Origin of the sequence: Pseudomonas putida, from assembly GCF_025905425.1 — a bacterium.
In the GTDB taxonomy this organism is placed as follows: Bacteria; Pseudomonadota; Gammaproteobacteria; order Pseudomonadales; family Pseudomonadaceae; genus Aquipseudomonas; species Aquipseudomonas putida_AF.
This window is the reverse complement of the sequence record NZ_CP109603.1, coordinates 1,819,205-1,841,702: the sequence shown is the minus strand read 5'-3', so window position 1 is coordinate 1,841,702 and position 22,498 is coordinate 1,819,205. Positions and strand designations below refer to the sequence as shown.

The following is a 22,498-nucleotide window of genomic DNA, read 5'->3' as shown; positions in this document are numbered from 1 at the left end:
TCAGGCGGCTGCCTGAGGCACCTCGACCGGCTCGAAGATACGCGTGCCGCGCAGGTCGACCCGCGCCACGCCCAGCGAGAGGCCGACACCGAAACCACAAAGGAGGATGTGTTCGCGCTCCGGCCAACTGCCCGCCGGCAACGATGCCAGCAGCAGCGCAATTGAAGACGGGCCGGTGTTGCCCACCTCACGTACGTTGATCGGCACTTTGTCTCGTTCCACGCCCAGTAGCTTGCGCAGGTAATTGAGCATGAAACCATTGGCCTGATGCAGCGCCAGCATCGACATATCCTCAAGTGCCAGGCCGCAATGATGGACAAGTTCATTGATCGCAGGCGGTACGCTGTTCAGGGCAAAGTTCATGATTGCCGTCCCGTTCATGTGCAAGAAGCCCGCCTGCCGGCTGACCCCTTGGTGCCGTCGGCTCATCCAGGGTGTATACAGATGGTCCCTGCCACTGCCCTCGGAGCGGATCAACAGGTCGATATGATCCTCGCCCGCCTCCAGCAAGGTCGCGCTGGCCGCATCACCGAACACCATCCGCACCTGCCGGTCAGCAGGGTCGAGCAAGGAGGTGGTGACATCTCCCGTACAGAGCAATACCCGTCTGCAGCCACCCGAGCGAATCAGCATGGCTGCCTGGTAAAGCCCGTACACATAGCCCGAGCAGCCATAGTTGATATCGAACGCTACACATTCCGAGCTCAGTCCAAGGCGCTGCTGCAACTGCACTGCCACACCTGGCATGAGGTCGTCCGGTGTCTGCGTTACCACGACGATGCCATCAATGTCGGCAGCACGGGTATCACTGCACGACAGCAAGTGCCGTGCGGCTGCCGCGCACAGGTCGCCAGTGCGCAAACTGCCTGCCACCCGGACAGTCTCGATGCCTGTGCTCTGGATGATGCGCTTGACTTCCAGCGCACCAAAATCAGCCGCCAAATCAACCAGAGGCAATCGTTGTTCAGGCAGCGCCGCGGTCAACGCCGCGATGCGTACCCCCGTCAATCCAACCTTCATGATCGCTTACTCCGAGCTGCGGCTATTGCGGATGGATTCGAGCAATTCACCGAAGGTGATGACCTGATTGAACAATTCATTGCCCAGTGTTCGCCGGTAGCGTTCACGCACCAGCGCCAACACGGAAATTTGTGTCAACGAGTCCCAGTTATCGAACTGGTCCAGGGGGGTATCCACCTGCAACTGCTCCACGTCGACTTCCAGCAGTTGTGCCAGTTCGCTGGCAAAGGCCTGATCGTTCATCTCATCTCCTTGAGCAAGTTGCGGTTCTTCTTGAATCGCGCGTTATGCAGCGTGTCTTGTGTGAGGATCACTTTGCGGGGCAGTTGGAAGGCAGGCAGTCGGTCGCGGCAGAACGCGTAGAGGCGAGCCTTGAACTGCGCAAGGGGTTCGGGAGACGGAAGCGAAAATGTGGCAGTGATGAGACTGCCGGCGATCGCATGCCGTTCATGGCTGACCATGACGTCCAGGACCTTGGGCAGGCCCTTGAGGATGTTCTCGATTTCGCTGGGGAACACCTTTTCGCCACCCACGTTGATCATTTCAGTGGCACGCCCCAGGACCTTCATCCACTCACCCCGTTGAACCACCGCATCGCCGGTACGGTAGAAGCCATCCTCGGTAAAGGGGCTCGGCGCGTTCAGGTAACCGAGCATGGTGCTTCGATTGCGAATCTCCAGCAGGCCATCTACCACGCGCACTGCGCAGTTCTCATCACCCAGCTTCATCCATCCTGAATTGGATGATTCGGAACGAGCCGGCACGACACCGGTTTCGGTCAGCCCATAGCTTTGCGACAGCCGGGTATGCGGCAGCAGCCTGTGCAAGCGCTGCAATACCCACTCGGGCATCGGCTCGGCGCTGTAGTTGATCACCTCGAGCGAACTGAGGTCATGGCTTTCGAACCCACCGCTGAGCAACAGAAGGTTGAGAAAGGTGGGTGAAGTGGTCAGCGCCTGCACCTTGTGCTTCTCGATAGCCCTGGCCACCGGCAGCGGTTGACGCGACTCGGGGATGACCAGACAACCCGCGTTGTACAAGGTGTAGAAGAGCGCGTTCAGCCCACCGATGTGGTCAAACAGCAGAAAGGCGATGCTGGTGAGCTGGCGCTTGCGTTGCTGATGCTGCTCCAACAAGGCCAAGGCCCTATGCACACTGGCCTTGGGCGTTCCGGACGAGCCAGAGGTGAAGATGATCACGCCCGGTGCCTGCTGCTCGCGCAATTGCTTCACCAGCGCCGGCTCGACAGCGTCGTTGCGCGCTGCCAGAAACAGCTGACCATGCTCGTCGAACCCGGCCACCCACTGCGGCTGGCAGATTTCGTGAAGCACCTGTAACTGCGGCTCCGGTCGGGGTGTCATCAGCGCAACCGTGCACCCCTTGAGCCAGAGCGCAATGAGCAGCGCGACAGCATCAGGGGTGAAGTCCGCCACCAAGGACACCCTGCTGTGCTGATCGATCCGCTCGGCCAGCACCGACTGAAAATGTCGGACGTTCTCCAGCAACTGGCCGTAACTTACCTGCTGATCGCGGTGCACGATCGCCAAACGATGGGGCTGTTCGGCAAATCGCGTCAACAGTGTCTGGAGTGGGTTCATACGCCCCCCAGATAGATGTTCTGCCCAGTGACAAAGCCGCTTTGAGCGCTGATGAAAAAATCGACCACATTCGCCACATCCGCCATTTCACCGAACCGGGCAATGGCTTGGCGTGCCAGCAGACGCTGCATCTTGTCCTGAGGCACCGAGCGGATCAGATCGGTCTCGATCGGCGTCGGGCCCACGGCATTGACCGTAATACCGAACGGTGCAAGCTCGCGCGCCATTACCTGCGTCAAAGACTTGATGGCGGCCTTGGAAGCGGCATAGATCGCCTCGCCTTCAAGCTTCAGCGGCGTGGCAACCGTGGTGAAGTTGACGATTCGACCGTGCTTGCGCGCAGACATCAACTTGGCAGCCTCGCGGGCAAACAGGAAACTGCCGATCACGTTGGTGTCGAGAATCTGCTCAACCGTTGCCAAGGGCGTCAGCACGGTATGGTTCATACTCGCGATGCCGGCATTGTTGATCAGGTTATCCAGCCGGCCATAGTCCCGACGAATCTGCTGGAAGATCAACTTTGCAGCGGCTTCATCGGCAACGTCACCGACAAAGTGTCGATAACCGGGAAGTTCCCAATCGATGTCCGTTCGGCTGCAACCTACGACACGATGGCCCTGTGCGACATAGTGCTCGACCAGGAATTTGCCAATGCCCTTGCGAGTGCCTGTGATCAAGGTAACCGGAGCGTCATGCATGAGCGTGCTCCTCGACCAGACTGGCAATGTAGTCAGTGAGCGAAGCCACGCTGGCAAAAGGACTGCGCCGGGCTGACATGGCCTTTTCGCTGGCCAGTACGATGGCGACAGCAAAGGTGTCCTCGACCGCCTCTTCCACCGAAACAATCAGCGATACCAGGGACATGGAATCCAACTGCCCCTGCGCGCCGAAAAGGGCAGTTTCGCGCCCCGCGGAACAATCCACAGGTTGAGCCAATGCAGGGCTCAATCCATCCAGTGCCGCAAAAATGATGTCCTCGATCTTATCTTTCACACGCAAGTTCCTCTTGGTCATATCCAGGTCCGTTGAACCGCAACTGACGAATGCGGATTCAGTCAGCGCGGCCTGGATATACTCGGCAACAGGTACTTACTTTCCTAGCTGGGAAGATTCACACTGCGAGTTTTGACAGGTGCTGGAATATGCTTCGTGTGTTTGAACGACGGCTAGACCCCTTCCCACCCGACGAGGCCCCGCCACCACCGGTGGGCCTGCTGCGCTTTCTGTGGGCCTGCACGCGCGGCGCGCGTGGCTATGTACTGGCGCTGGCACTGCTGAGCGCCGGTGTATCTATCTACGAAGCCTGGCTGTTTTCCTTCCTGGGCCAGGTGGTCGACCTGCTCTCGACCTGGCAAACGGGCGACGCTGAAGCGGCCGAGGAAAGCCGCGTGCTGTGGGGTATCGGCATCGTGCTGCTGACCAGCATCGGGCTGGTGGCGCTGCGCACGATGGTGCAGCACCAGGTCTTGGCGATCAATTTGCCGCTGCGGCTACGCTGGGACTTCCATCGCCTGATGCTGCGGCAAAGCCTTTCTTTCTTTTCTGACGAGTTTTCCGGCCGTGTGACCACCAAGGTGATGCAGACCGCGCTTGCCGTACGCGAAGTGCTGTTCACCCTGATCGAAATCGCCCCCGGCATCGGCGTGTACTTCATCGCCATCATCGCCCTGGCGGGCGGTTTTGCCTTGAAGCTGATGCTGCCGTTCATTGCCTGGGTGGCGCTGTTTGGGCTTGCCTTGCTGTACTTCGTGCCACGCCTGGGCAAGGTCGGACAGGAACAGGCCCACGCGCGCTCATCGATGACCGGCCGCATCTCGGACGCCTACACCAACATCACCACCGTGAAATTGTTCTCGCACTCCAAACGCGAAGCGCACTTCGCGCGGGCGGCGATGGAGGATTTCAAGCAGACCGGCTTTCGCCAGATGCGCCTGGTCAGCCAGTTCGAGATCGTCAATCAGGCATTGGTGGTCGGGTTGATTATCGGTGCAGGCGGCTATGCCCTGTGGTTGTGGCACCAAGGCGAGGTCGGCACGGGGGCCGTGGCGGCGATTACCGCCATGGCCCTGCGTATCAACGGTATGTCGCACTGGATCATGTGGCAGATGACCTCTCTGTTTGAAAACATCGGCACCGTGCAGGACGGCATGGCCACCTTGACCCGTGGCCCCAAGGTGCAGGACGCGCCGAACGCGGGTGTATTGGTGACGACGGGCGGCGCGGTGAGTTTCGACAATGTCAGCTTCAACTACAACGGTGAACGGCAGGTGCTCGATGGCCTGAGCCTGAACATCCGCGCAGGCGAAAAAGTTGGCCTGGTGGGGCGTTCCGGTGCGGGCAAATCGACGCTGATCAACCTGCTGCTGCGCTTTTACGACGTAGACAACGGCGCCATTCGCATCGATGGGCAAAACATCGCCCACGTGACTCAAGACAGCCTGCGCAGCGCCATCGGCATGGTCACGCAGGACACCTCACTGCTGCACCGCTCGATTCGCGACAACATCGCCTACGGCCGCCCGGACGCGACCGACGCGCAAATCCGCCAGGCCGCCGCCAACGCCCAGGCCGACGGTTTCATCAACCAATTGAGCGACCGGCAAGGCCATAGCGGCTATGACACGCTGGTGGGTGAGCGCGGCATCAAGCTATCTGGTGGCCAGCGCCAACGCATCGCCATCGCCCGGGTAATGCTCAAGAACGCCCCGATCCTGTTGCTCGACGAAGCGACCAGCGCGCTGGATTCGGAAGTCGAAGTTGCCATTCAGGAAAGCCTGAACGAAATGATGCACGGCAAGACCGTCATCGCCATCGCCCATCGGTTATCGACGATCGCCGCCATGGACCGGCTGATTGTGATGGATGAAGGGCGCATCATCGAGCAAGGCACCCATGCCGAATTGCTGGCCCGCAACGGCACCTATGCGCGGCTTTGGCAGCATCAGAGTGGTGGGTTTCTGGGTGAAGACCAGGGTGTGGCGGAGGCCATGGAGTAAGCCTGAGGGGAGGCAGCCGGTTGCGGCTGCCTCACTTCACCCGCACGTTGCGCAAAGCGTCGATCAACTGCGCCTTGGTCAGGGTGGTGCACCCTTAGTGCATCATGCCCAGCTCGGCATCATCCATCAGCGCCTTGGCCAAGGCGCTCAGGTAATGCGAGGCCCAGATCAACTGCGGGTTGTCGTCCATCAGGCCGGCGATGGTCAGGTCGCGTACGCAGCCCATCAGCTCTGAGGCCTGGTCACGGGCGTCTTGGCAAGGGATGCCGGGTTCGATGCAGAACAGCGGTTGGGTCGTCTTTTCGCCTTGGTAGAACTTGGTCTTGCCGACAGTGGTTTGGGGTTTTGGGGTGTCTTTGGTCATTGTTCCATCTCCCTGAAATTGCACTGCCTGGGCGGGCCTCTTCGCGGGGCAAGCCCGCTCCCACAGGATCACTACAGGTTTCAAGGCCGGTGCTGTACCTGTGGGAGCGGGCTTGCCCCGCGAAGAGGCCCGCCCAGGCAACACATCACATGTGCCTTAGTGCTGAGTCCGCGGCTGCTGCGCCGGCATCTGCACTTGGATCAAAGCCCATTCAAGCAGCACACGCAGCGCCTCCAGCTCATGCATCGTCGCCATCATCAGGATCGCCACGGGTGACTTGGGCTGCAGCAGAATCGCCTGATGAGCCACGGTCTGCGCACACAGGGCATAGTCAGCAGCTTGAATGAGGGTGTCTTCGAGGGAATGGTGGTTGTGGGGTGGATCGGGGACTATCTTCAGCATCTTATGATTCCTTCTAGATGGCGACCACCCGCCTGCTGTCAAACAGAAGGGTGGCAGCTGTACGTGGGTTGACAGACCGGCGGAATCACGAAGCTCCGGCGCACGCAAGCGTGCCCACACGTACAGCCGCCATAGCGAACGAACCGTATGCGTGATTACCGTTGCGGCCTGTCAAAGCCGTGTCGTTGATGTGCAACAACACGGCGAGACTAGAGCGCTGCCTGAGCGGCCGCAACGGAAAAAAGGCGGCAGGAGTATGTTTGGGAAATGCCCTACAAGGAAGGGGTTAAATCTGATTTTCTCTACAAAGGCCGCCCACGACCCCCTGCGCCAGACGCTGGGTGGCGCAACGAATTTCATCCACATCCAGCGAAGCAAACCCAAGGCGCAAGGCATTCTCGCGCTGGCCAAACGGTGAAAACTGGCGACCGCCGCGCACCACCAAGTCCAGTTCCAGCGCCTTGGCCGCCAACTGGTCGACATCGATCGAATCGGCAAACTTCACCCAAAGCGCCAACCCGCCTTCTGGTTCCTGCACCGTTATCTGCTCGCCAAAGGCATCGCGCAGGCAACTCAACAGGGTCTCCCGACGCCGACGGTACTCCGTGGAAACCCGGCGCAGGTGCTTTTTCAACTCGCCGTCATTGATCAGGTCGGCCAGCATCCGCTGCATCACCGCATCGCCCTGCCCCAGGGTCAGCACCGCCGTGCGCTCAAGCACCTCGATCACATTTGGCGGCGCCACGATAAAGCTGCAACGGAAGGTGCTGCCCAATGACTTGGACAGCGAGCCGATGTAGATCACATGGCGTTGCGAGCGGTCGCTGGCCAGGGGCAAATAGGGGCGCCCGGCAAAGTGGTACTCATGGTCGTAGTCTTCCTCGATCACGCAAAAATCATGCAGCCTCGCCAACTCCAGCAACTGCTGCCGGCGGGCGGCATGCAGGCTGACCGTGGTGGGGAACTGGTGATGGGGGGTGACATACATCATGCGAACGTCGTGCAGCCGGCACAGCGCGTCGATCTGATCGACCCGACAGCCTTCCTCGTCGAGGTCGACGGTGACCAGTCGCGCACCCAGCTGGCGGAAAATCTCCCACGCCGGCGGGTAGCTCAGGCGCTCAACCAGCACCACATCACCCGGTTTGAGCAAGGCGCTGGCCGTCAGGTACAGCGACATCTGCACGCCTTGAGTCAGGCAGATATGCTCGGGCCCCACGTTCAGGCTGCGGTTGTGGCGCAGCATGTCGGCCAGTGCACTGCGCAGGTACTGGCTGCTGCTTTCGCAGCCATGGCGCACGGTGTTGGTGGTGAAACTGGTGCGCAAGGCCTTGCGGTAATAGCGGTGCAGCACAGCCTGGGGCAGCAGGCGGTGGTCACAGGCGCCGTTATCGAAAAACAGCGCGCCCGGCCGATGTTGCAGCGCGGTCACCTGCTCGCTGTTGGTGAAGTAGGGAACTGCAGGCGCCTCGTTCAGCGCCAGGGCAAACGGCGGCAGCGCGCTGTGGGCGGGCAGCGTGCCCGCCGCGAGCCGGGTACTGACGAAGGTGCCCCGGCGCTGCACGCTCTCCAGCCAGCCTTTGGTGACCGCCTCTTCGTAAGCGAGGATCACCGTCTTGCGATTGACATCGAGCAGTTGCGCCATTTCCCGGGTGCCGGGCAGCAACGTGCCGGGGCGCAGGCGGCCCTCGACGATTGCAGTCACCAGGCCCTCGACGATTTTTCGGTAAGACGCCTGCGGCTGAGCCCCGTCGAGCTTTAGCAGCGGCCGCCATTTGCGAAGCTGGACCATGTGAATTATCCAGAACTGGAGGTTTTTATGGTCCTAGTCTAACGCAACAATCAGGCCTCTCTAGCCCCCATTCAGCCCTGAGGTGTATATGCAAAACCGCCATGTCATTGAACTGTCGCCCTCGGGCAAGCGCGTTGAAGCCGCAGAAGGCTTGCTGCTCGATGCCATGCTCGCCAGCGGCCTGTCGGTGCCCTTCTCGTGTCGCCGTGGCGCCTGCGGGTCTTGCAAGGTCAAGGTGGTGTCGGGCCAGTACCGGGACAAGCAGCGCAGCGAAGACATGCCCGCCCCTTGCTACCCACTGGCCGCCAACGAGATGCTGCTGTGCCAAAGCCATGCCTGCAGCGATATGCGCCTGGAAATCCCCGGCTGGTCACTGGACACGCCAACGCTGGAAATCACCGCCCATGTCCTGAGCCAACGCGCCCTGAGCGTCGATATCACAGAGCTGGTGCTGCAGCCCACCCAACCTGTCGAGGTACGCGCCGGTCAGTACCTCAGGTTCTGCCTCGACAATGGCGACAGCCGCTGTTTCTCCATCGCCAACCTGCCAGCGCAAGACCAGGGGCGCTTGGTGTTTCATATGCGCAAGGTCAGCGGCGGGCTGTTTACCGACTGCGTCCTGCCCGCCCTGCAGGTAGGTGACGCGCTGCAACTCGAAGGGCCAGTGGGCGCCTGCACCTGGCAGCACGAAGGTGAACGCCCGGTCGTGCTGTTCGCCACCGGCACCGGCTATGCCGGCATCAAGCCGTTATTGCTGACGGCCCTGTCTGGCACTGCCCCGGTCACGCTGTATTGGGGCGGCTCATCGCCGGCCGATTTTTATGACGGCGCGTTCCTGGACCAGGCCAGCCTTGCCCATCCACACTTTCGCTGGCACCGAGTACTGTCTGCCCAAGCCCGCGTGCAGCAGGTTGCGCTGACACATGCCCACCGCTGGGCCGATACCCAGGTCTATGCCTGCGGCAACAGCGCGATGATCAGCCAGGCCCGCGAGCTGTGCCTGGCTGCGGGCGCGCAGGCTCATCGTTTTGTCGCCGAGGCGTTCGTTGCCAGCGGCGCATCGCTGCCGGCTGCCTCAATGCTCGAAGGGCTGGACCCGGTGCTGGAAAGAGTCGGCCCGCGCTACTCGCTGGACGGCATGCTCGCCGCCCGCGAGCAGTCAGTACGGGCCCTGGCGGCCATCGCCAGCCAACTAAGGGTCGGCATGACCACCGCCGAAGCGTTGCAGATGGCAAGCCAAACGCTGCAGGCGATGGGCGCATCGCACACCTGGCACCCAACCTATATCCGCTTTGGCGACGACACCGTACGTACCCCTCGCCAAGGCATCGACCCGCAACGCCAACTGCGCGCCAGCGATATTGCAGTGGTCGACCTTGGCCCGGTGTGGGATGGCTATGAAGGCGACTATGGCGACACCTTCGTGTTTGGCGAGCACCCGCTGTACCACGCCTGCGTCAAGGCCCTGCACGAGGTGTTCGAAGAAACGCGCCAAGCCTGGTGCGCGGGGCTGACCGGCCGTGAGCTGTACGACGTCGCCGAACGCAGCGCCCTCGCCAAAGGCTGGCAGTTGGAGCGCAACCTGGCCGGGCATCGCATCGCCGACTTCCCCCATGCCCTGTTCGGGCAGGACAAACTGGCCGACCTGGACATCGTGCCGAGCGAGATGGTCTGGGTGCTGGAGATTCAGCTGTGCCACCCCACGGAGCCGGTCGGGGCGTTTTTTGAGGACATTCTGGTTGGTCAGGCCAGCCCGGCGCCCTACCCCTACCCCGAGAACAAGGCAAACAGCTGACTGCGAAAGTGAATGCCAAGCCGGTCGAACGCCCGGTTACGGTAGGTTTTCACGGTGCTCTCTTTAATGCCCAAGTCTGCGGCGATACCCGCGTGGGTCATGCCCTGCAGCAGGCGGGCACAGATGTTCAACTCTTGCGTGGTGAGCTCGGGGCAGCGCTGAAGCAACTGCTGCTGAGGATCCTTCACAGGGTTCAAACCTTTCAACGCCAGGTGCCCACGCAAGAGTTGCAACAACGCCGGGCTGAGCGCTTCGCACATCTGCAGTTCATGGTCGTTGAAAAAACCCTGGTCGTGATGCCGATACAGGTTGAACTGCACCGGGCGTGCCTGCTCGTCCAGGTACACGCTGGACAAGCGCTCGATCATGCCGTTGCGCTGGTAGATCGCCTCGCGGTAAGGGCCATGACGGATGTCCTGGGCTAGCAAGTGGCCGACTTGCCCAGGCGCTTCCTTCAAGGGTTCGAACAGGGGGTCATAGCGATGGTAGTGCTCGATATACGCCTGGCCGCAGCGCAGCACCAAGTTAGCATCCGCATGGCGCGTGCCGGCCGCCAGTAGCTGCGGCCGGGCGCCATCCATGCGCAACACAGAGAAATGCTCACACGCCGCCCATTGGCCCAGGCAATCCAGCAACGCGCCGGGAAAACCGGGCGTGCCCAACGTGCAGGTCAAGTCGCTGAACGGGCGGATTTGCGCGGGCAAGGTCGATGCCTGTGGGGTGCTGAGACGAATCATGGCGGCACTCGGCTATTTATTGTTTTTGGATCGGGTAAGCAACGCCCGATAAATAGTTAACCTATTAACTATCAGTCTGCCGCCAATCATTGCCCTTGTCCACCTCACGGGTGACAGCCCTGCCAGGCACGCGCCCGTAAGCTGGCCCGACAACGACAATGACCGGAAACACCCATGGACCTCCACCCCCTCGCCCTGCGCGTCACGCGCTACGCCGCCGAAGCCAAGGGCGTCGTACTGATCGAACTGCGTGCCGCCGATGGCCGGGCACTCCCCCCCTTCAGCGCGGGTGCGCACCTGGAAATCCTCGTCGCCGGCGACCTGCCACGCCATTACTCACTGCTCAACGCCCCGCATGAACGCGACCGCTACCTGATCGGCGTGGGCCTGGCGCCAGACAGCCGTGGCGGGTCGCGCTTTTTGCACCAGCAACTGCGCCTGGGCGACACCCTCGCCTGCAGCCTTCCGCGCAACCACTTCGCGCTGGATGAAAGCCTGCAGCGTTACTGCCTGGTGGCGGGCGGCATCGGCATTACGCCGATACTGGCGATGCTGCGCTGGTGCCAGGCGCACGACAAAGACTGGCGGTTGGTGTACAGCGCGCGCAATCGCCAGCGCGCCGCGTTCTACGAAACCCTGCGCGAACTCGACCCTGCCCGGGTGCACCTGCACTTCAACGACGAAGCGGGCGGCCATCTGGACAACGCTGGGCTGCTCGACACCCTGCACGACGACGAGCACCTGTACGCCTGCGGGCCGGCGCCGATGCTCGACGCCCTGCAAGCCGCTGCCGGGCCACGCGCTGAACGCCTGCACATCGAGCGCTTCAGCGCCGCGCCGACCAGCACCGAGGGCGACAGCGGCTTCACCGTGCACCTGAACCGTAGCGACCGCAGCCTCTGGGTCGCGCCCGAGCAAAGCATCCTCGAAGCCCTTGAGGCCCACGGCATCGAGCTGCCGTTTTCGTGCCGGGCGGGCATTTGCGGCAGTTGCGAAACCCGCATTTGCGCAGGCGTACCGGACCACCGCGACCTGATCCTCTCGGACGCCGACAAGGCCGAAGGCCGCAGCCTGATGATCTGTGTCTCGCGCGCCCTCGGCGACACCCTGGTGCTGGACCTCTGAACCGCCTCACCCTGCTTTAAGGAGCCTCCAAACATGTCACTGCCAACCAGCAACCTCATCGCCCATGCCCGCAAGGCCAGCGAACCGATGGCCAACCGCGAAACCCCGTTCATCTACAACGAGTGGTACGTCGCCGCCTTTGACGATGAAGTCGGCCGGCACCTGTTGGCCCGGCGCCTGCTCGACCGGCGCGTGGTGATGTACCGCACTCAAGCCGGCGAACCGGTCGCCCTGGAAGACCGCTGCGCGCACCGCTCCTTCCCCCTTTCGCGCAGCCATCTGCAAGGCGACACCATCGTCTGTGGCTACCACGGCTTCCGCTACGACGCCTCCGGCGACCTGACCGAGGTGCCCTCCCAGAAAAACTGCCCGCGTGGCATTGGCGTACGCCGCTATCCCCTGGTGCGCCAGGGGCCGTTGCTGTGGATCTGGCTGGGCGAGGAAGCCCTTGCCGATGCGGCGCAGATCCCCCATCAGGCGTGGATCGACGACCCGGCCTGGGCCTGTACCTCCGGGTACTTCCATCACCCGGGCAACTACGTCAGCCTGCATGAAAACCTCATGGACCTGACCCACCTGAGCTTCCTCCACGCCAACACCATCGGCACTCCGGACTACGCCAGCGCACCGTACAAACTGGACCTCAAGGAAGGCCACTACACCCTGATCCGCGAAGTGGTACCCACCACCCTGTCGCCGGTCTGGGGCAAGACCACAGGCCTGGAAGGCTGCGCCAGTGCAGCACGCATTGCCACCTCGGAGTTTCTCTCCCCGGCCCTGCACCGGGTCAGCGTGGCCTTCTACGACAGTGCGCAACCGGTGGAACAACGCCAGCAGTTTCACATTCGTACCGCGCACATCCTGACCCCGGAAACCGCCAACAGCCTGCACTACTTCATCGTCCATGGCCGCGACTTCGCCCAGCACGATGAAGCCCTGGGCGAGTACATGCACGAGCAGCTGTTCGCCGCCTTCAACGAAGACGTCGAGGGCCTCGGGGCACTGGAAGCCGCGCTCGACGACCGCGACGACCACCACTACGAAATCTCCGTAGCCAGTGACGCGCCTGCCGTCGCCACCCGCATCTACCTGAAGAAACGTGCCGATGCCGAACGCCTGCACGCCAGCCGCAAGGTCGGCTGAAGCCAGCGCCGGCAGCCGTCCATAACAACAATAAAAGGGACATCACATGTTCAAGCCTGAACGGGGTATCACCTGCCTGCGCCTGGCGCTGCTGGCAGCATTGGCCTTGCCACTGCCAGCCCGCGCCGACTTCGTTGGCGACAGCCAGGGCAGCCTGGAGCTGCGCAATTTCTACCAGAACCGCGATTTTCGCCAGAGTGGTGCCAAGGCCTCGCAAGTCGGCAACTGGTCGCAAGCCTTCATGCTGCGCATGCAATCGGGCTTCACCGAAGGGCCTGTCGGGTTCGGCGTGGACTATCTCGGCCTGCTGGGGGTCAAGCTCGACTCGGGACGTGGCCGCAGCGGCGACGGCACGCTGCCTTTCGGCTCGCAATCAGGCAGGCCGGTGGACAACTTCAGCCACATGGGGGTCACCGGCAAGCTGCGGGTGTCAAAGACCCGCCTCGATGTCGGCATCCTGACCCCAACCCTGCCCGTGGTCTTTCGTGATGACATGCGCCTGATGCCACAGACGTTCGACGGCGCGCTGCTGCAGTCGCAGGACATCGAACGGCTGACCTTGACCGCCGGGCAACTCTGGCGCTCACGTACCCGTGAGTCGTCGGGCAGCGACCGCATGTACCTGGCCGGGCGCAGCGCCGATTTCGACAGCGGCGCCTTCGACGTACTGGGGGCCAGCTACGACGTGGGCCACGGCTTGATCGCCAGCGTCTTTCGCGGCGAACTGCACGACGTCTACCGGCAAGACTTCTACGGCCTGGTGCACACGCTGCCATTGGCGTCGGGGATGTCGCTGCTCAGCGACCTGCGTTACTTCGACAGCAACAGCGCCGGCACCGCCAAGGCCGGCAGCGTCGACAACCGCAATTTCAACATGATGAGCACCCTCAGCGTGGGCGCGCACAAGTTCGGCGTGGGCTACCAGCGCATGTACGGCAACGACGCCTTCCCCACCCTGAACGGCTACACCCCGCCCTACACCGCCAACCTGGTCACGATCGGCACCTTCACCAACGCCGGCGAGGTGTCCTGGCAGGCTCGCTATGACTACAACTTCGCCGCCCTCGGGCTACCCGGGCTGACCTTCATGACCCGCTATGTGCGCGGCGACGAGATCCGCACCAGCGCTGCCGACGGCCGTGAGTGGGAGCGCGACACCGACCTCGCCTACGTCATCCAGGCCGGCTACTTCCAGGGCTTGGGCGTGCGTTGGCGCAACGCGGCCTACCGCTCCAGCTACGCCAGCGACATGGACGAGAACCGGCTGATCGTCAGCTACACCCTGAAACTCTGGTGAACCCCCTTACACCTGCCCTTCGAGGTCATTTCATGAGCCAGACCCTCGCGTCTCTGCACCACGCGCAGAGCATTGCCAGTACCCACCGCCAGGTCAGCTGGCGAATCATGCCGCTGCTGCTGGTCAGCTACGTATTCGCCCACCTGGACCGCATCAACATCGGCTTCGCCAAGCTGCAGATGAGCAACGACCTGCAATTCTCCGACACCGTGTATGGCCTGGGTGCCGGGCTGTTCTTCGTGGCCTACGCGATGTTCGGCGTACCGGCCAACCTGGTGCTCGACAAACTCGGCCCACGGCGCTGGATCGCCCTGATGATGGTGACCTGGGGGTTGCTCTCCAGCGCCATGCTGCTGATTGACAGCGCGCATGGGTTCTACGCCCTGCGGTTCGGCCTGGGCGTGGCCGAAGCTGGTTTCTTCCCAGGGATTCTGGTCTACCTCTACCGCTGGTTCCCAGCCGGGCGCAGGGCGTCGATCACCGCCCTGTTCACCCTGGCCGTACCCATGGCTGGCGTGGTCGGCGGCCCGGTGTCGGGCTGGATCCTCGAACACATGCAAGGCACCGCCGGGCTGCGCGGCTGGCAGTGGATGTTCCTGATCGAAGGCCTGCCGGTCGTGGCCCTGGGGCTGGTGATACTGGCACGGCTGGACGACCGGATCGAAGACGCGCGCTGGCTCAGCGACGAGCAGAAGCACGCCCTGCGGCAAACGCTGGCCGGCGAAGAAGCGCGCAAACAGATCAGTTCCTGGCGCGGCATCTTCACCAATGGCCAGGTCTGGCTGCTGGTGGCGATCTATTTCGCGGTCATGCTGGCGGTCAACACCCTGGCGTTCTGGATGCCGGCGCTGATCCACGGCTCGGGCATTGCCCACGATAGCCAGGTCGGCCTGCTCAGTGCCGTGCCTTATCTGGCGGGGTGCGTGTTCATGATTGCCGTGGGGCGCTCGTCCGACCACCGCAAGGAGCGGCGCTGGCACCTGTGCGTGCCGATTCTGATGTGCGCGCTGGGCTTGACCCTGACCGGCCTGCAGCCGCAGTCACCGCTACTGGTCATGGCCGGGCTGGCCATTGCCGGCATGGGCGCCAGCAGCGCGCTGCCGATGTTCTGGCAATTGCCACCGGCCTACCTGGCCGGGCCGATACTGGCGCCGGGGCTGGCGCTGATCAGCTCGCTGGGCAGCGTTGCGGCGTTCGTCGCGCCCTACCTCATCGGCTGGATGCGTGATAACACGCAAAGCGCCAGCCTGGCGCTGTACCTGTTGTCGCTGGTCATCGCCTTGGGCGCCCTGCTGGTGCTACGTACCTCGGCCGCGGTGGTCAACCCCCGCTGAGGCAAGGTACGCAGGCAGGCGTGGCTAGGCCGCGCCTGCTTTCAGCAGGCATCCCTTTCAGGGACGAACTGCGGTGACTTCGATCTCTACGCGCCAGGCTGGGTGAGCCAAGCCTGCGATCTGGAACGCGGAACGTGCAGGCAGAACTGGCTGCTTGGCGTCTGGGCCGAAGAACTGGGTGTAGCCGGCCATGAAGCCGTCGAAGTCCATCTTGCCGCCGTTCTCCGGGCCGCCTACCAGGAACACCTGCATCTTCACCACATCCTTCAGGCCCAGACCGAGGTCTTTGAGCTGCTTCTGGATGTTCTCGAGCACATTGATGGTTTGTGCTTTGGTATCACCGTAGGATTCCAGCGAATCCTTGGCTGCCTCAGGGTGGATAGCCGACGGAACAGAGCCGCTCAGATAAACGACGGTCTTGCCTGCAGGAACTTCCACAGCTGCCGAAATGGGGAAACTGCCTGCGCTATGGCGCACAACATCCTGTGCATGAACGCTCCCGGCACCAGCAATTGTCAGGGCCAATGCAGCAACGGTCTTGAAAGCGACCTTCATGTGTTTCTCCTAATTGATTACCACGGGTGATGTGCACGCCTCGACGAGGCGTGCACGGTCATTCCATTGTCGTAACGGGGTTTAGAATCGATACAGGCTAAACGGTGTTGGGTCCAGCACCGGGGCTTTGCCCAGCAGCAGGTCGGCCGTCAACTCGGAAGACACCGGGCTTTCTGTCATGCCCCAACCGGTCGCGGTATTGATGACCAGGCCAGAATACTCTTTGACCGTCGAAATGATCGGGTTCTCGTCCGGGGCGATCGCCATGGCGCCGCTCCACTGATCGATCAGTTTCGACTCGCTGAAGGCTGGGAACTCGACCTTGAGTTTTGCCAGCGATGCATTGAGCTCTGGAAGATCAGGGGCCGCCGTCATCAGCCTGTTTTTCTCGAACGGCGACACTTCATCCAGTTTCCAGCTGGTTGGCTGAAGGAACGAATCGATCAACTGCTTGTTGAGCGCGACGTGAACCGGGAAGTCAGGGATGGCCAGCAGTGGCAGGTATTTGTAGCCATACATGAACGACTCTTTGACCACCGGCGCAACCACAACGCGCGGCGAGGTGGCGTAGGTGCCGTCAGCCTGCTCGCGGAAGTAGATGTTCCCAGGCAACGCCACGTTACCGCCAGGTGCACGAGGTGCAGCGCTGATGATCTGCTGGGACTGGTAGGCCGGCAAGGTCGGCACATCGACCCCCAGGTTCTGCATGAACAGCCTGGACCAGGCACCACCGGCCACGACGACGCGAGAAGTCTTGATGGCGCCCTTCTCTGTCACCACGTCGGAGATGACACCTGCTTGGGTTTCCAGCCCCCTCGCGGCGCAGTGGGTGTAGATGCGCACGCCCATTTTCTTGGCGTAGTCGGCCATGACGTACGAGGCACGCTCGGCGTCCAGGCTGCCCGAGTCTTCCTCGAAGCCTGCGATCTTCCAGCTGGACGAAGCGCCGCGCAGGCGCTGCTCAAGTTCAGTGCCTTGAATCATGCGGGTCTTGAAGGGGATGTCCGAGCCAACCTCACGGGTTTTGAGGTCGATCCACTTTCTGACGCCTTCCAGGTCTTCTTCGTCGAAAGGCACTTCGACACGGCCTTGAGTGCGGTAGCTGGTGTCAGCACCGACCTTGGCATTCATCTCGCGCCAGCGTTGCTTGCCAAGGTGGTGCAACTGGAAGGTCGCATCCGGCATCTTGTAGGTCATGACCTGGCCATAGAACCGGCAGGACTGCTCGCCGGCAATCTCACCTTTTTCAACGACGACGACCGACAGGCCACGCTCGACAAGGTTGATCGCGGTCATGAGACCGAGAATGCCAGCGCCGACGACGACCACGTCTGCTTGCTTGGGCAACGTTCCCTCGGTGCCTTCTACAAAGCCAAACCGTGGTTTGCCGGGGATCAAGCGACCCTCGCGCGTCAGCATAGGGGTCAGGATCCCCGCACCCGCTGCAGCCGCCACGACGCCACCGCCGATCAAAAATTTACGCCTGGTCATTCCCATGACACTTTCCTTTCCTAGCATTCGGTATGGGTTACATCAGCCCTAAGCAACGGGCGCATGCAAGGCCGACAGCCGCCGTGGCCAACTTTGTGGTCATCGCGTCAGGCTGACGGTTCAAATTGAGGGCGGCTATTCTGGTGATGCCGTGCAGCGGGAAGAATCGCTGAGGACAAATACTTAGTTCATGTATTTCGTAACTTTCGCGAAAGGGACATAAAGAGTTGATTTAGCGACGCGGTGTATTCGAAGCCGCTACGCGGCGCGCGCAGGGAAAACGAGTCTGGCAGGAGCTGATAACATCCCCGGGGCCACAGCGGCAAGTAGGCTGCCCTGCCCTGCGCTGACACCCAAGGAAGAAAGAATGTCGGAACCCACCGGGATGTTGGATAACCTGTTTCAGCAACAATGCCAACTTAAATTTAGAAGATCGCTCTTCGTTTTACTAGGGGTTTTCTCACTCGCACAAACACCCCACGCGCTCGCAGAGACTGCCAATGGCAAAAATCTCTACATACAGCGGTGTGCCGTGTGCCACGGCGCCGATATCAAGGGGACCGGGGCGCTGGCCAATAAAAGCGACCCACCAACACCTGACCTTACAACGGCTGCTTTCAAGAAACGGCTGAGCGATTATCCAGGCGTTATTGTAGCGTCGGTGATACTGCGCCCAAATGGAAACTTGATCCCAAAGACCTTGCAGGAGAACGGCGTGAAGATTCCGCCGCACGCCTGGAGCGTTAAGGATTTTCGCGACCTCAATCAATACATGACGGGGGTGATTGCAAAAACGCGATGATCGGAGATCTGCGCCGAAGCACACCAGGCTAGTTGCTCAAAGCGCCAGCTCCTGCTCTTTGATATTGGCGATGGGTGCAAGGATTGAGGCGTCGAATGGAGCGACAGGTTTGCCGGCACACAGCAGGCTCGGGAAGTCGGGATTTGCCAGTGCTGCTTTCCCCACGGCGATGATGTCGGCGCCCGCAGCGAGCATCGACTCAGCATGCGCCATCTCGTGCAGACCGCCATTTGCGATAAGCGCCGTTCTAGGCGCGTATCGACGCGCCAATGCGACCAAGCTGGCACTGCTGGTAGCAAATGCCGGTTTCCAGGCCTCGAACTCGGTCACGTGGATAAAGTCGACGCCAGCGTCTTCCAGCAGACCAAAGATAATCTCGGCATCCTGCTCGCCGCCTTCCCATTTGTGCACGAAGTCGTTGACCTTGCCTTGAGAGATTCGTATCCCAACCGGGAAATTCTGCACCGCTTGCCTGACCGCTTTGACGACTTCAAGGATCATCCTCATCCGCTGCTGCGTACTACCCCCCCCAACGATCATGACGATTATTGGCGTAATCCGTAAGAAACTGGTCAAGCAGGTAGCCGTTTGCGCCATGGATTTCAATGCCATCGAAACCCGCCTCGGCAACTGATCGTATTGCCGCCTGGGCGAACCCTGCGATGGCGTCAGCGATGTCTTCATCAGTCATCGCCTTAGGAACAGGGTACAGGCCTTCTCCATAGTAAAAACCCATTTGCTCCCCTTTGGGCCGAACCGCAGAGGGGGCAGCGGTTTGGCCGCTAAAGCGGTTACCTTGACTCAGGGCACCTGCATGCATGACCTGAGCAAAGACGGCGCCTTGATGAGCATGAATTCGATCCGTCACCGCACGCCAGGCGAGAGCCTGTTCATAGTCGGTAATGCCCGGCTGGAAGGGGTAGCCTTGGGAAAATTGCTGGTCGGTGTAAATACCCTCAGTGATGATCAAACCGAACCCGCCTTGGGCGAAGCGCTCGTAGTATCGAGCCATTGCATCGGTAGCCAGGCCTGACGGGGTGGCACTCACACGCGTCATCGGAGCGACTGCCAAGCGATTGGGTAGTTCAAGCCGATTAATATCGTAAGGCGTTAAAATAGCGGGATTCGAATCGGGCATGCTAGACCTCGTCACTCTCAAGATGGGTACTTACTTACCTATAATTGCGAATGCTACGGTGCGTCTGTACCCTGACCAAGCCGTTCAACTGTGAAACCGGTATAACAAAATAGGATGTAATGATGTTGGTAGCGGACGTTCGAGTGTTTCTTTCGGTGGTCGCAGCAGGCAGTCTGTCAGCGGCTTCCCGGCAGCTGGACGTGGCACCGATGCAGGTTTCCCGGCGAGTAGCTGCGCTGGAGGAAGAGCTAGGGGTTCGGTTGTTTCACCGCACTACGCGGTCGGTCTCGCTCACCGCAGAAGGCGAAGCTTTTCTTCCATACGCCCACACGATGATAGAGGCCGAGGAAAGTGCGCTTGCACACCTAAAGCCTGCTTCGAGCCAGGTCACCGGAGTATTGCGGCTGACGGCGCCAAGCGTCTTCGGCCAGTCCATTGTTCTAGCGATACTTGAGCGATTGCTCCAGCAGTATCCTGGGCTGCGCGTTGAGCTGGATGTTTCAGACTCGGTGGTTGATATCGTCGGACGCGGTTTTGACTTGGCGCTGCGGATCGCGCCGCTGCCCGATTCCGATTTGGTTGCCAGGCGGGTCGCCCCCAATCCTCGCGTGTTGTGCGCCGCTCCGAAGTACCTGGATAAGCACGGCAAACCTTCCACACTGCTGGAACTACAGCAGCACCAGTGCATCGTCCTGCAAGCTGTTCCGAAATGGCCGTTCGTGGTAAACGCAGACATCGTTCGACGGCGCATGGAAGGCCGAGTGAGTACCAGTAGTGTCGGTGCGGTGCGAGACGCAGCCCTCCAAGGCCTTGGCATAGCGATGTTGGCTTACTGGGATGTCCTGCCTCAGCTCAGAGACGGTTCGTTGATCGAAATTGCGTTGTCGGATGCGGGTATGGAACAGCTCTCGGTATGGGCCGTCACCCCATCGCGCCGATATGTGCCCGCGCGGGTTAAGGTGTTTCTTCAGATGCTCGAAACAGAATTGGCCAAGCGCGGCTAGAAGGCCGCGTCGACCTACCATCAGTCAGCCTCTTTCCAGCTCATCTACATGCTCCAGCTGCAGACCCTCCCACATACTCCAGACTTCGGAGGTGACACAGCGTGAGCGATTACCCTGGCCCCGCGGTTGAGAGAAGAATGAGATGCCTTGCTTGAGGCTGATTAACTCCCGCTCATTACCAGGCTTACCATTGCTGCCCACGGCAAAGTGAGGGCTGAAACATTCAATGCCCATCGCCAGTTGCTCGCTGATGTCACTGCGATCCTGGAAATCCGACTCTTTGGCGCGAATCATCTGGCGGATGATGGACAGGTCGATGATGGTGCTTTCATGCCAGTACGCGGCGCAGTTGTAGGCGGCCACCCAGGCAATGTTCGATTCCTGGACCATGAAATTGATCGTGTCAGCCTGCGAGCGTTTGGCGGTGCCAGCGGAGAAGCACGAGCCCAAAACCACCCCGGTGATATTGGCTGCCACTGACTTTAGGCTGCACTCGACCATGATGTCGATGATCTTGGCGCCTCCCACGCGCTGGCCGTCGCCATGGCCAGCGACATAGACGATGGCATTTTTGTACTTATGCTTGCTCAGCGCAGCGAATGCCAACCTGAAGCTGCTCACATCGTAGAAGCGTGAGTGCAGAATTTCGACATCATTGGATTGTTTGGCCAGACCTTGAAAAAAGGGCTCGACCGAGCTGCGGTTGATATCCCCTTCATAGATGTTCCAAGGGGCTTCAAGAATCAGTACGGCGTTTTTTTCGTGCATGAAATCAACTTTTCGACAAGAGGGCTTTTGACTCGGCGCCGTCCATAGCAACTGCCATCAGCACCCCTCGCAGCCCGAGCGGGGTGTCAGCACACATCGGTGGCGCCAATACGCCTGCCGATCATGGAAGGCGTGATTCGATAGTAATAGTGGTTTACACCTGAAGGGTAGCGTTTACCTCATTCATCTTCCTTCTTCATTCAGGCGCAGACGCCAGCGCGTACGCCGTCAACGCCACTCTCCCCTACCCATTGATGAGATCAACTCATTCTCGCGCTCACGAAAACAGTGGCGATTCATCCTGTTTCAGCTGCTCTCAAGCGCTGAATGGCATATCCTTACGCCACGCAATCAACTTCGAAGCAGTGAATTAAACGATGGGTTTTGAACAACTAGCTGAGCTACGTGACCGCCTCAGGGCAGAAAAAGAGCAGGTAAAGGCCGATAGCGCGAAACACCCCAAGCGCAAATCTCCCCCGCAGGCGAAGCCTCGCGACCTGGACCCGGCGGTGGCAGCGATCTGGCCGTTGCAGAAGCATTTTCCATTGGCCTTCCCTGTCAATCCGGCCCCCAAGGTGCCGCTCAAGGAGGGTATCTTCAAGGATGCCGAGCAACACCTGGAGCTGCTCGGCTTGACCCCCGAACAGCTTAAGCTGGGCATCTCTACCTGGTGTCGGGGAACCCGCTACTGGGCAAGCATGGTGGAGGGTGCGCCGCGCTTGGACTTGAGTGGTCAAGCATCTGGCACTGTAACCGCCGCTCAGGCGCTGCACGCCAAGCAACAAGCTTCGCGGCAACGCAGCCAGGGCCGACGCAATCGTGCGAAGTCAAAAGCAGATGCCCCGGCCGCTGCCGCTGATACCACAGCGGAGCAGACGACGGACTGAGTCCAGTCGCGCTCTGCTCTGTTTTCAGCAAACTAGCCCAAGGGATGAAGCACGACAGGCATTGCCGTTACTTGGCAGTCTTCAGAAATGCACACCCTTGGGCTGCTGGGCTGAGACTTGAAATCGATGTCGATTCTGTCCGGCTCAGCAATGCAGGAGCCTATTAGCCGTTTGCAGCAGCCCGCCAACAGACCAAGGCTTGGGAACGAAAGCCGCGTGGGTTGGCAACATGTTCGACGCGAGCAAGCAA

Annotated in this window: 21 protein-coding genes and 1 pseudogene; 9 read left to right on the top strand and 13 right to left on the bottom strand. The window is 60.9% G+C overall.

The window, feature by feature from the left end:
• The 5 genes from OGV19_RS08185 to OGV19_RS08165 are packed head-to-tail and all read right to left on the bottom strand — an operon-like array spanning position 1 to position 3,611.
• The gene (locus OGV19_RS08185) at positions 1-1,020 is read right to left on the bottom strand and encodes a 3-oxoacyl-ACP synthase III family protein (protein ID WP_264312922.1); all 1,020 of its coding nucleotides are present in this window, start codon (positions 1,018-1,020) and stop codon (positions 1-3) included.
• Positions 1,021-1,026: 6 nt separating this feature from the next.
• Positions 1,027-1,263 carry an acyl carrier protein gene (locus OGV19_RS08180; protein WP_264312921.1) on the bottom strand — a complete coding sequence of 79 codons (237 nt, stop codon included), beginning with the start codon at positions 1,261-1,263 and terminating at the stop codon, positions 1,027-1,029.
• The gene (locus tag OGV19_RS08175; RefSeq protein ID WP_264312920.1) at positions 1,260-2,618 is read right to left on the bottom strand and encodes a class I adenylate-forming enzyme family protein; all 1,359 of its coding nucleotides are present in this window, start codon (positions 2,616-2,618) and stop codon (positions 1,260-1,262) included. Before OGV19_RS08175 ends, OGV19_RS08180 begins: the two co-directional genes overlap by 4 nt.
• Complete coding sequence (locus tag OGV19_RS08170; protein WP_264312919.1) at positions 2,615-3,316, bottom strand: SDR family NAD(P)-dependent oxidoreductase; 702 nt, start codon at positions 3,314-3,316, stop codon at positions 2,615-2,617. The genes OGV19_RS08175 and OGV19_RS08170 overlap by 4 nt, the downstream gene beginning before the upstream one ends.
• Complete coding sequence (locus tag OGV19_RS08165; RefSeq protein WP_264312918.1) at positions 3,309-3,611, bottom strand: hypothetical protein; 303 nt, start codon at positions 3,609-3,611, stop codon at positions 3,309-3,311. The genes OGV19_RS08170 and OGV19_RS08165 overlap by 8 nt, the downstream gene beginning before the upstream one ends.
• A 149-nt stretch (positions 3,612-3,760) precedes the next feature.
• Here OGV19_RS08165 and OGV19_RS08160 point away from each other — a divergent pair, with 149 nt between their 5' ends.
• On the top strand, positions 3,761-5,614 hold the full coding sequence (locus OGV19_RS08160; protein WP_264312917.1) for an ABC transporter ATP-binding protein: 1,854 nt from the start codon (positions 3,761-3,763) through the stop codon (positions 5,612-5,614).
• 94 nt (positions 5,615-5,708) lie between these two features.
• Here the strand turns inward: OGV19_RS08160 and OGV19_RS08155 are convergent, their stop codons facing one another.
• From OGV19_RS08155 to OGV19_RS08145, 3 genes are all read right to left on the bottom strand, one after another.
• Positions 5,709-5,978: a DUF3077 domain-containing protein gene (locus tag OGV19_RS08155; protein WP_264312916.1), complete on the bottom strand. Its 270-nt coding sequence runs from the start codon at positions 5,976-5,978 to the stop codon at positions 5,709-5,711.
• A 156-nt stretch (positions 5,979-6,134) separates the two neighbouring features.
• Complete coding sequence (locus OGV19_RS08150) at positions 6,135-6,380, bottom strand: hypothetical protein (RefSeq protein WP_264312915.1); 246 nt, start codon at positions 6,378-6,380, stop codon at positions 6,135-6,137.
• Between the two features lie 286 nt (positions 6,381-6,666).
• Positions 6,667-8,172: a MocR-like pyridoxine biosynthesis transcription factor PdxR gene (locus OGV19_RS08145; protein ID WP_264312914.1), complete on the bottom strand. Its 1,506-nt coding sequence runs from the start codon at positions 8,170-8,172 to the stop codon at positions 6,667-6,669.
• A gap of 88 nt (positions 8,173-8,260) precedes the next feature.
• Between OGV19_RS08145 and OGV19_RS08140 the strand changes: the two genes are divergently transcribed.
• The gene (locus OGV19_RS08140; protein WP_264312913.1) at positions 8,261-9,967 is read left to right on the top strand and encodes an NAD(P)H dependent flavin oxidoreductase family protein; all 1,707 of its coding nucleotides are present in this window, start codon (positions 8,261-8,263) and stop codon (positions 9,965-9,967) included.
• Here OGV19_RS08140 and OGV19_RS08135 read toward each other — a convergent pair.
• Positions 9,940-10,704, bottom strand: coding sequence for a helix-turn-helix transcriptional regulator (locus OGV19_RS08135; RefSeq protein ID WP_264312912.1), 765 nt, complete (start codon positions 10,702-10,704; stop codon positions 9,940-9,942). The two genes, OGV19_RS08140 and OGV19_RS08135, sit on opposite strands and share 28 nt — an antisense overlap.
• 174 nt (positions 10,705-10,878) lie before the next feature.
• On the opposite strand from OGV19_RS08135, the gene OGV19_RS08130 reads away from it, so the two are divergent.
• The 4 genes from OGV19_RS08130 to OGV19_RS08115 are packed head-to-tail and all read left to right on the top strand — an operon-like array spanning position 10,879 to position 15,603.
• Positions 10,879-11,829 carry a PDR/VanB family oxidoreductase gene (locus OGV19_RS08130; protein ID WP_264312911.1) on the top strand — a complete coding sequence of 317 codons (951 nt, stop codon included), beginning with the start codon at positions 10,879-10,881 and terminating at the stop codon, positions 11,827-11,829.
• A gap of 33 nt (positions 11,830-11,862) precedes the next feature.
• Complete coding sequence (locus OGV19_RS08125) at positions 11,863-12,972, top strand: Rieske 2Fe-2S domain-containing protein (RefSeq protein ID WP_264312910.1); 1,110 nt, start codon at positions 11,863-11,865, stop codon at positions 12,970-12,972.
• Positions 12,973-13,018: 46 nt separating this feature from the next.
• Positions 13,019-14,269 (top strand): OprD family porin, encoded by a 1,251-nt coding sequence (locus tag OGV19_RS08120; RefSeq protein WP_264312909.1) that lies wholly within the window; start codon positions 13,019-13,021, stop codon positions 14,267-14,269.
• A 32-nt stretch (positions 14,270-14,301) separates the two neighbouring features.
• On the top strand, positions 14,302-15,603 hold the full coding sequence (locus OGV19_RS08115) for an MFS transporter (RefSeq protein ID WP_264312908.1): 1,302 nt from the start codon (positions 14,302-14,304) through the stop codon (positions 15,601-15,603).
• A 57-nt stretch (positions 15,604-15,660) separates the two neighbouring features.
• On the opposite strand, the gene OGV19_RS08110 is transcribed toward OGV19_RS08115, so the two are convergent.
• Both OGV19_RS08110 and OGV19_RS08105 read right to left on the bottom strand, forming a co-directional pair.
• Positions 15,661-16,158, bottom strand: a complete 498-nt coding sequence (locus tag OGV19_RS08110) for a RidA family protein (protein ID WP_264312907.1) — start codon at positions 16,156-16,158, stop codon at positions 15,661-15,663.
• Positions 16,159-16,239: 81 nt separating this feature from the next.
• Positions 16,240-17,655: an NAD(P)/FAD-dependent oxidoreductase gene (locus OGV19_RS08105; RefSeq protein WP_319026040.1), complete on the bottom strand. Its 1,416-nt coding sequence runs from the start codon at positions 17,653-17,655 to the stop codon at positions 16,240-16,242.
• A 379-nt stretch (positions 17,656-18,034) separates the two neighbouring features.
• On the opposite strand from OGV19_RS08105, the gene OGV19_RS08100 reads away from it, so the two are divergent.
• Positions 18,035-18,451 (top strand): c-type cytochrome, encoded by a 417-nt coding sequence (locus tag OGV19_RS08100; protein ID WP_264313912.1) that lies wholly within the window; start codon positions 18,035-18,037, stop codon positions 18,449-18,451.
• Between the two features lie 36 nt (positions 18,452-18,487).
• Here the strand turns inward: OGV19_RS08100 and OGV19_RS08095 are convergent.
• A pseudogene (locus OGV19_RS08095) lies at positions 18,488-19,589 on the bottom strand (tRNA-dihydrouridine synthase).
• A gap of 122 nt (positions 19,590-19,711) precedes the next feature.
• Here OGV19_RS08095 and OGV19_RS08090 point away from each other — a divergent pair.
• Positions 19,712-20,593: a LysR family transcriptional regulator gene (locus OGV19_RS08090; RefSeq protein ID WP_264312905.1), complete on the top strand. Its 882-nt coding sequence runs from the start codon at positions 19,712-19,714 to the stop codon at positions 20,591-20,593.
• Positions 20,594-20,617: 24 nt separating this feature from the next.
• Here the strand turns inward: OGV19_RS08090 and OGV19_RS08085 are convergent, their stop codons facing one another.
• Positions 20,618-21,361: a hypothetical protein gene (locus OGV19_RS08085; RefSeq protein WP_264312904.1), complete on the bottom strand. Its 744-nt coding sequence runs from the start codon at positions 21,359-21,361 to the stop codon at positions 20,618-20,620.
• 377 nt (positions 21,362-21,738) lie between these two features.
• Between OGV19_RS08085 and OGV19_RS08080 the strand changes: the two genes are divergently transcribed.
• A complete protein-coding gene (locus OGV19_RS08080) occupies positions 21,739-22,248 on the top strand; it encodes a ProQ/FinO family protein (RefSeq protein WP_264312903.1) in 510 nt (169 codons plus the stop codon).
• The last annotated feature ends 250 nt before the right edge of the window (positions 22,249-22,498 follow it).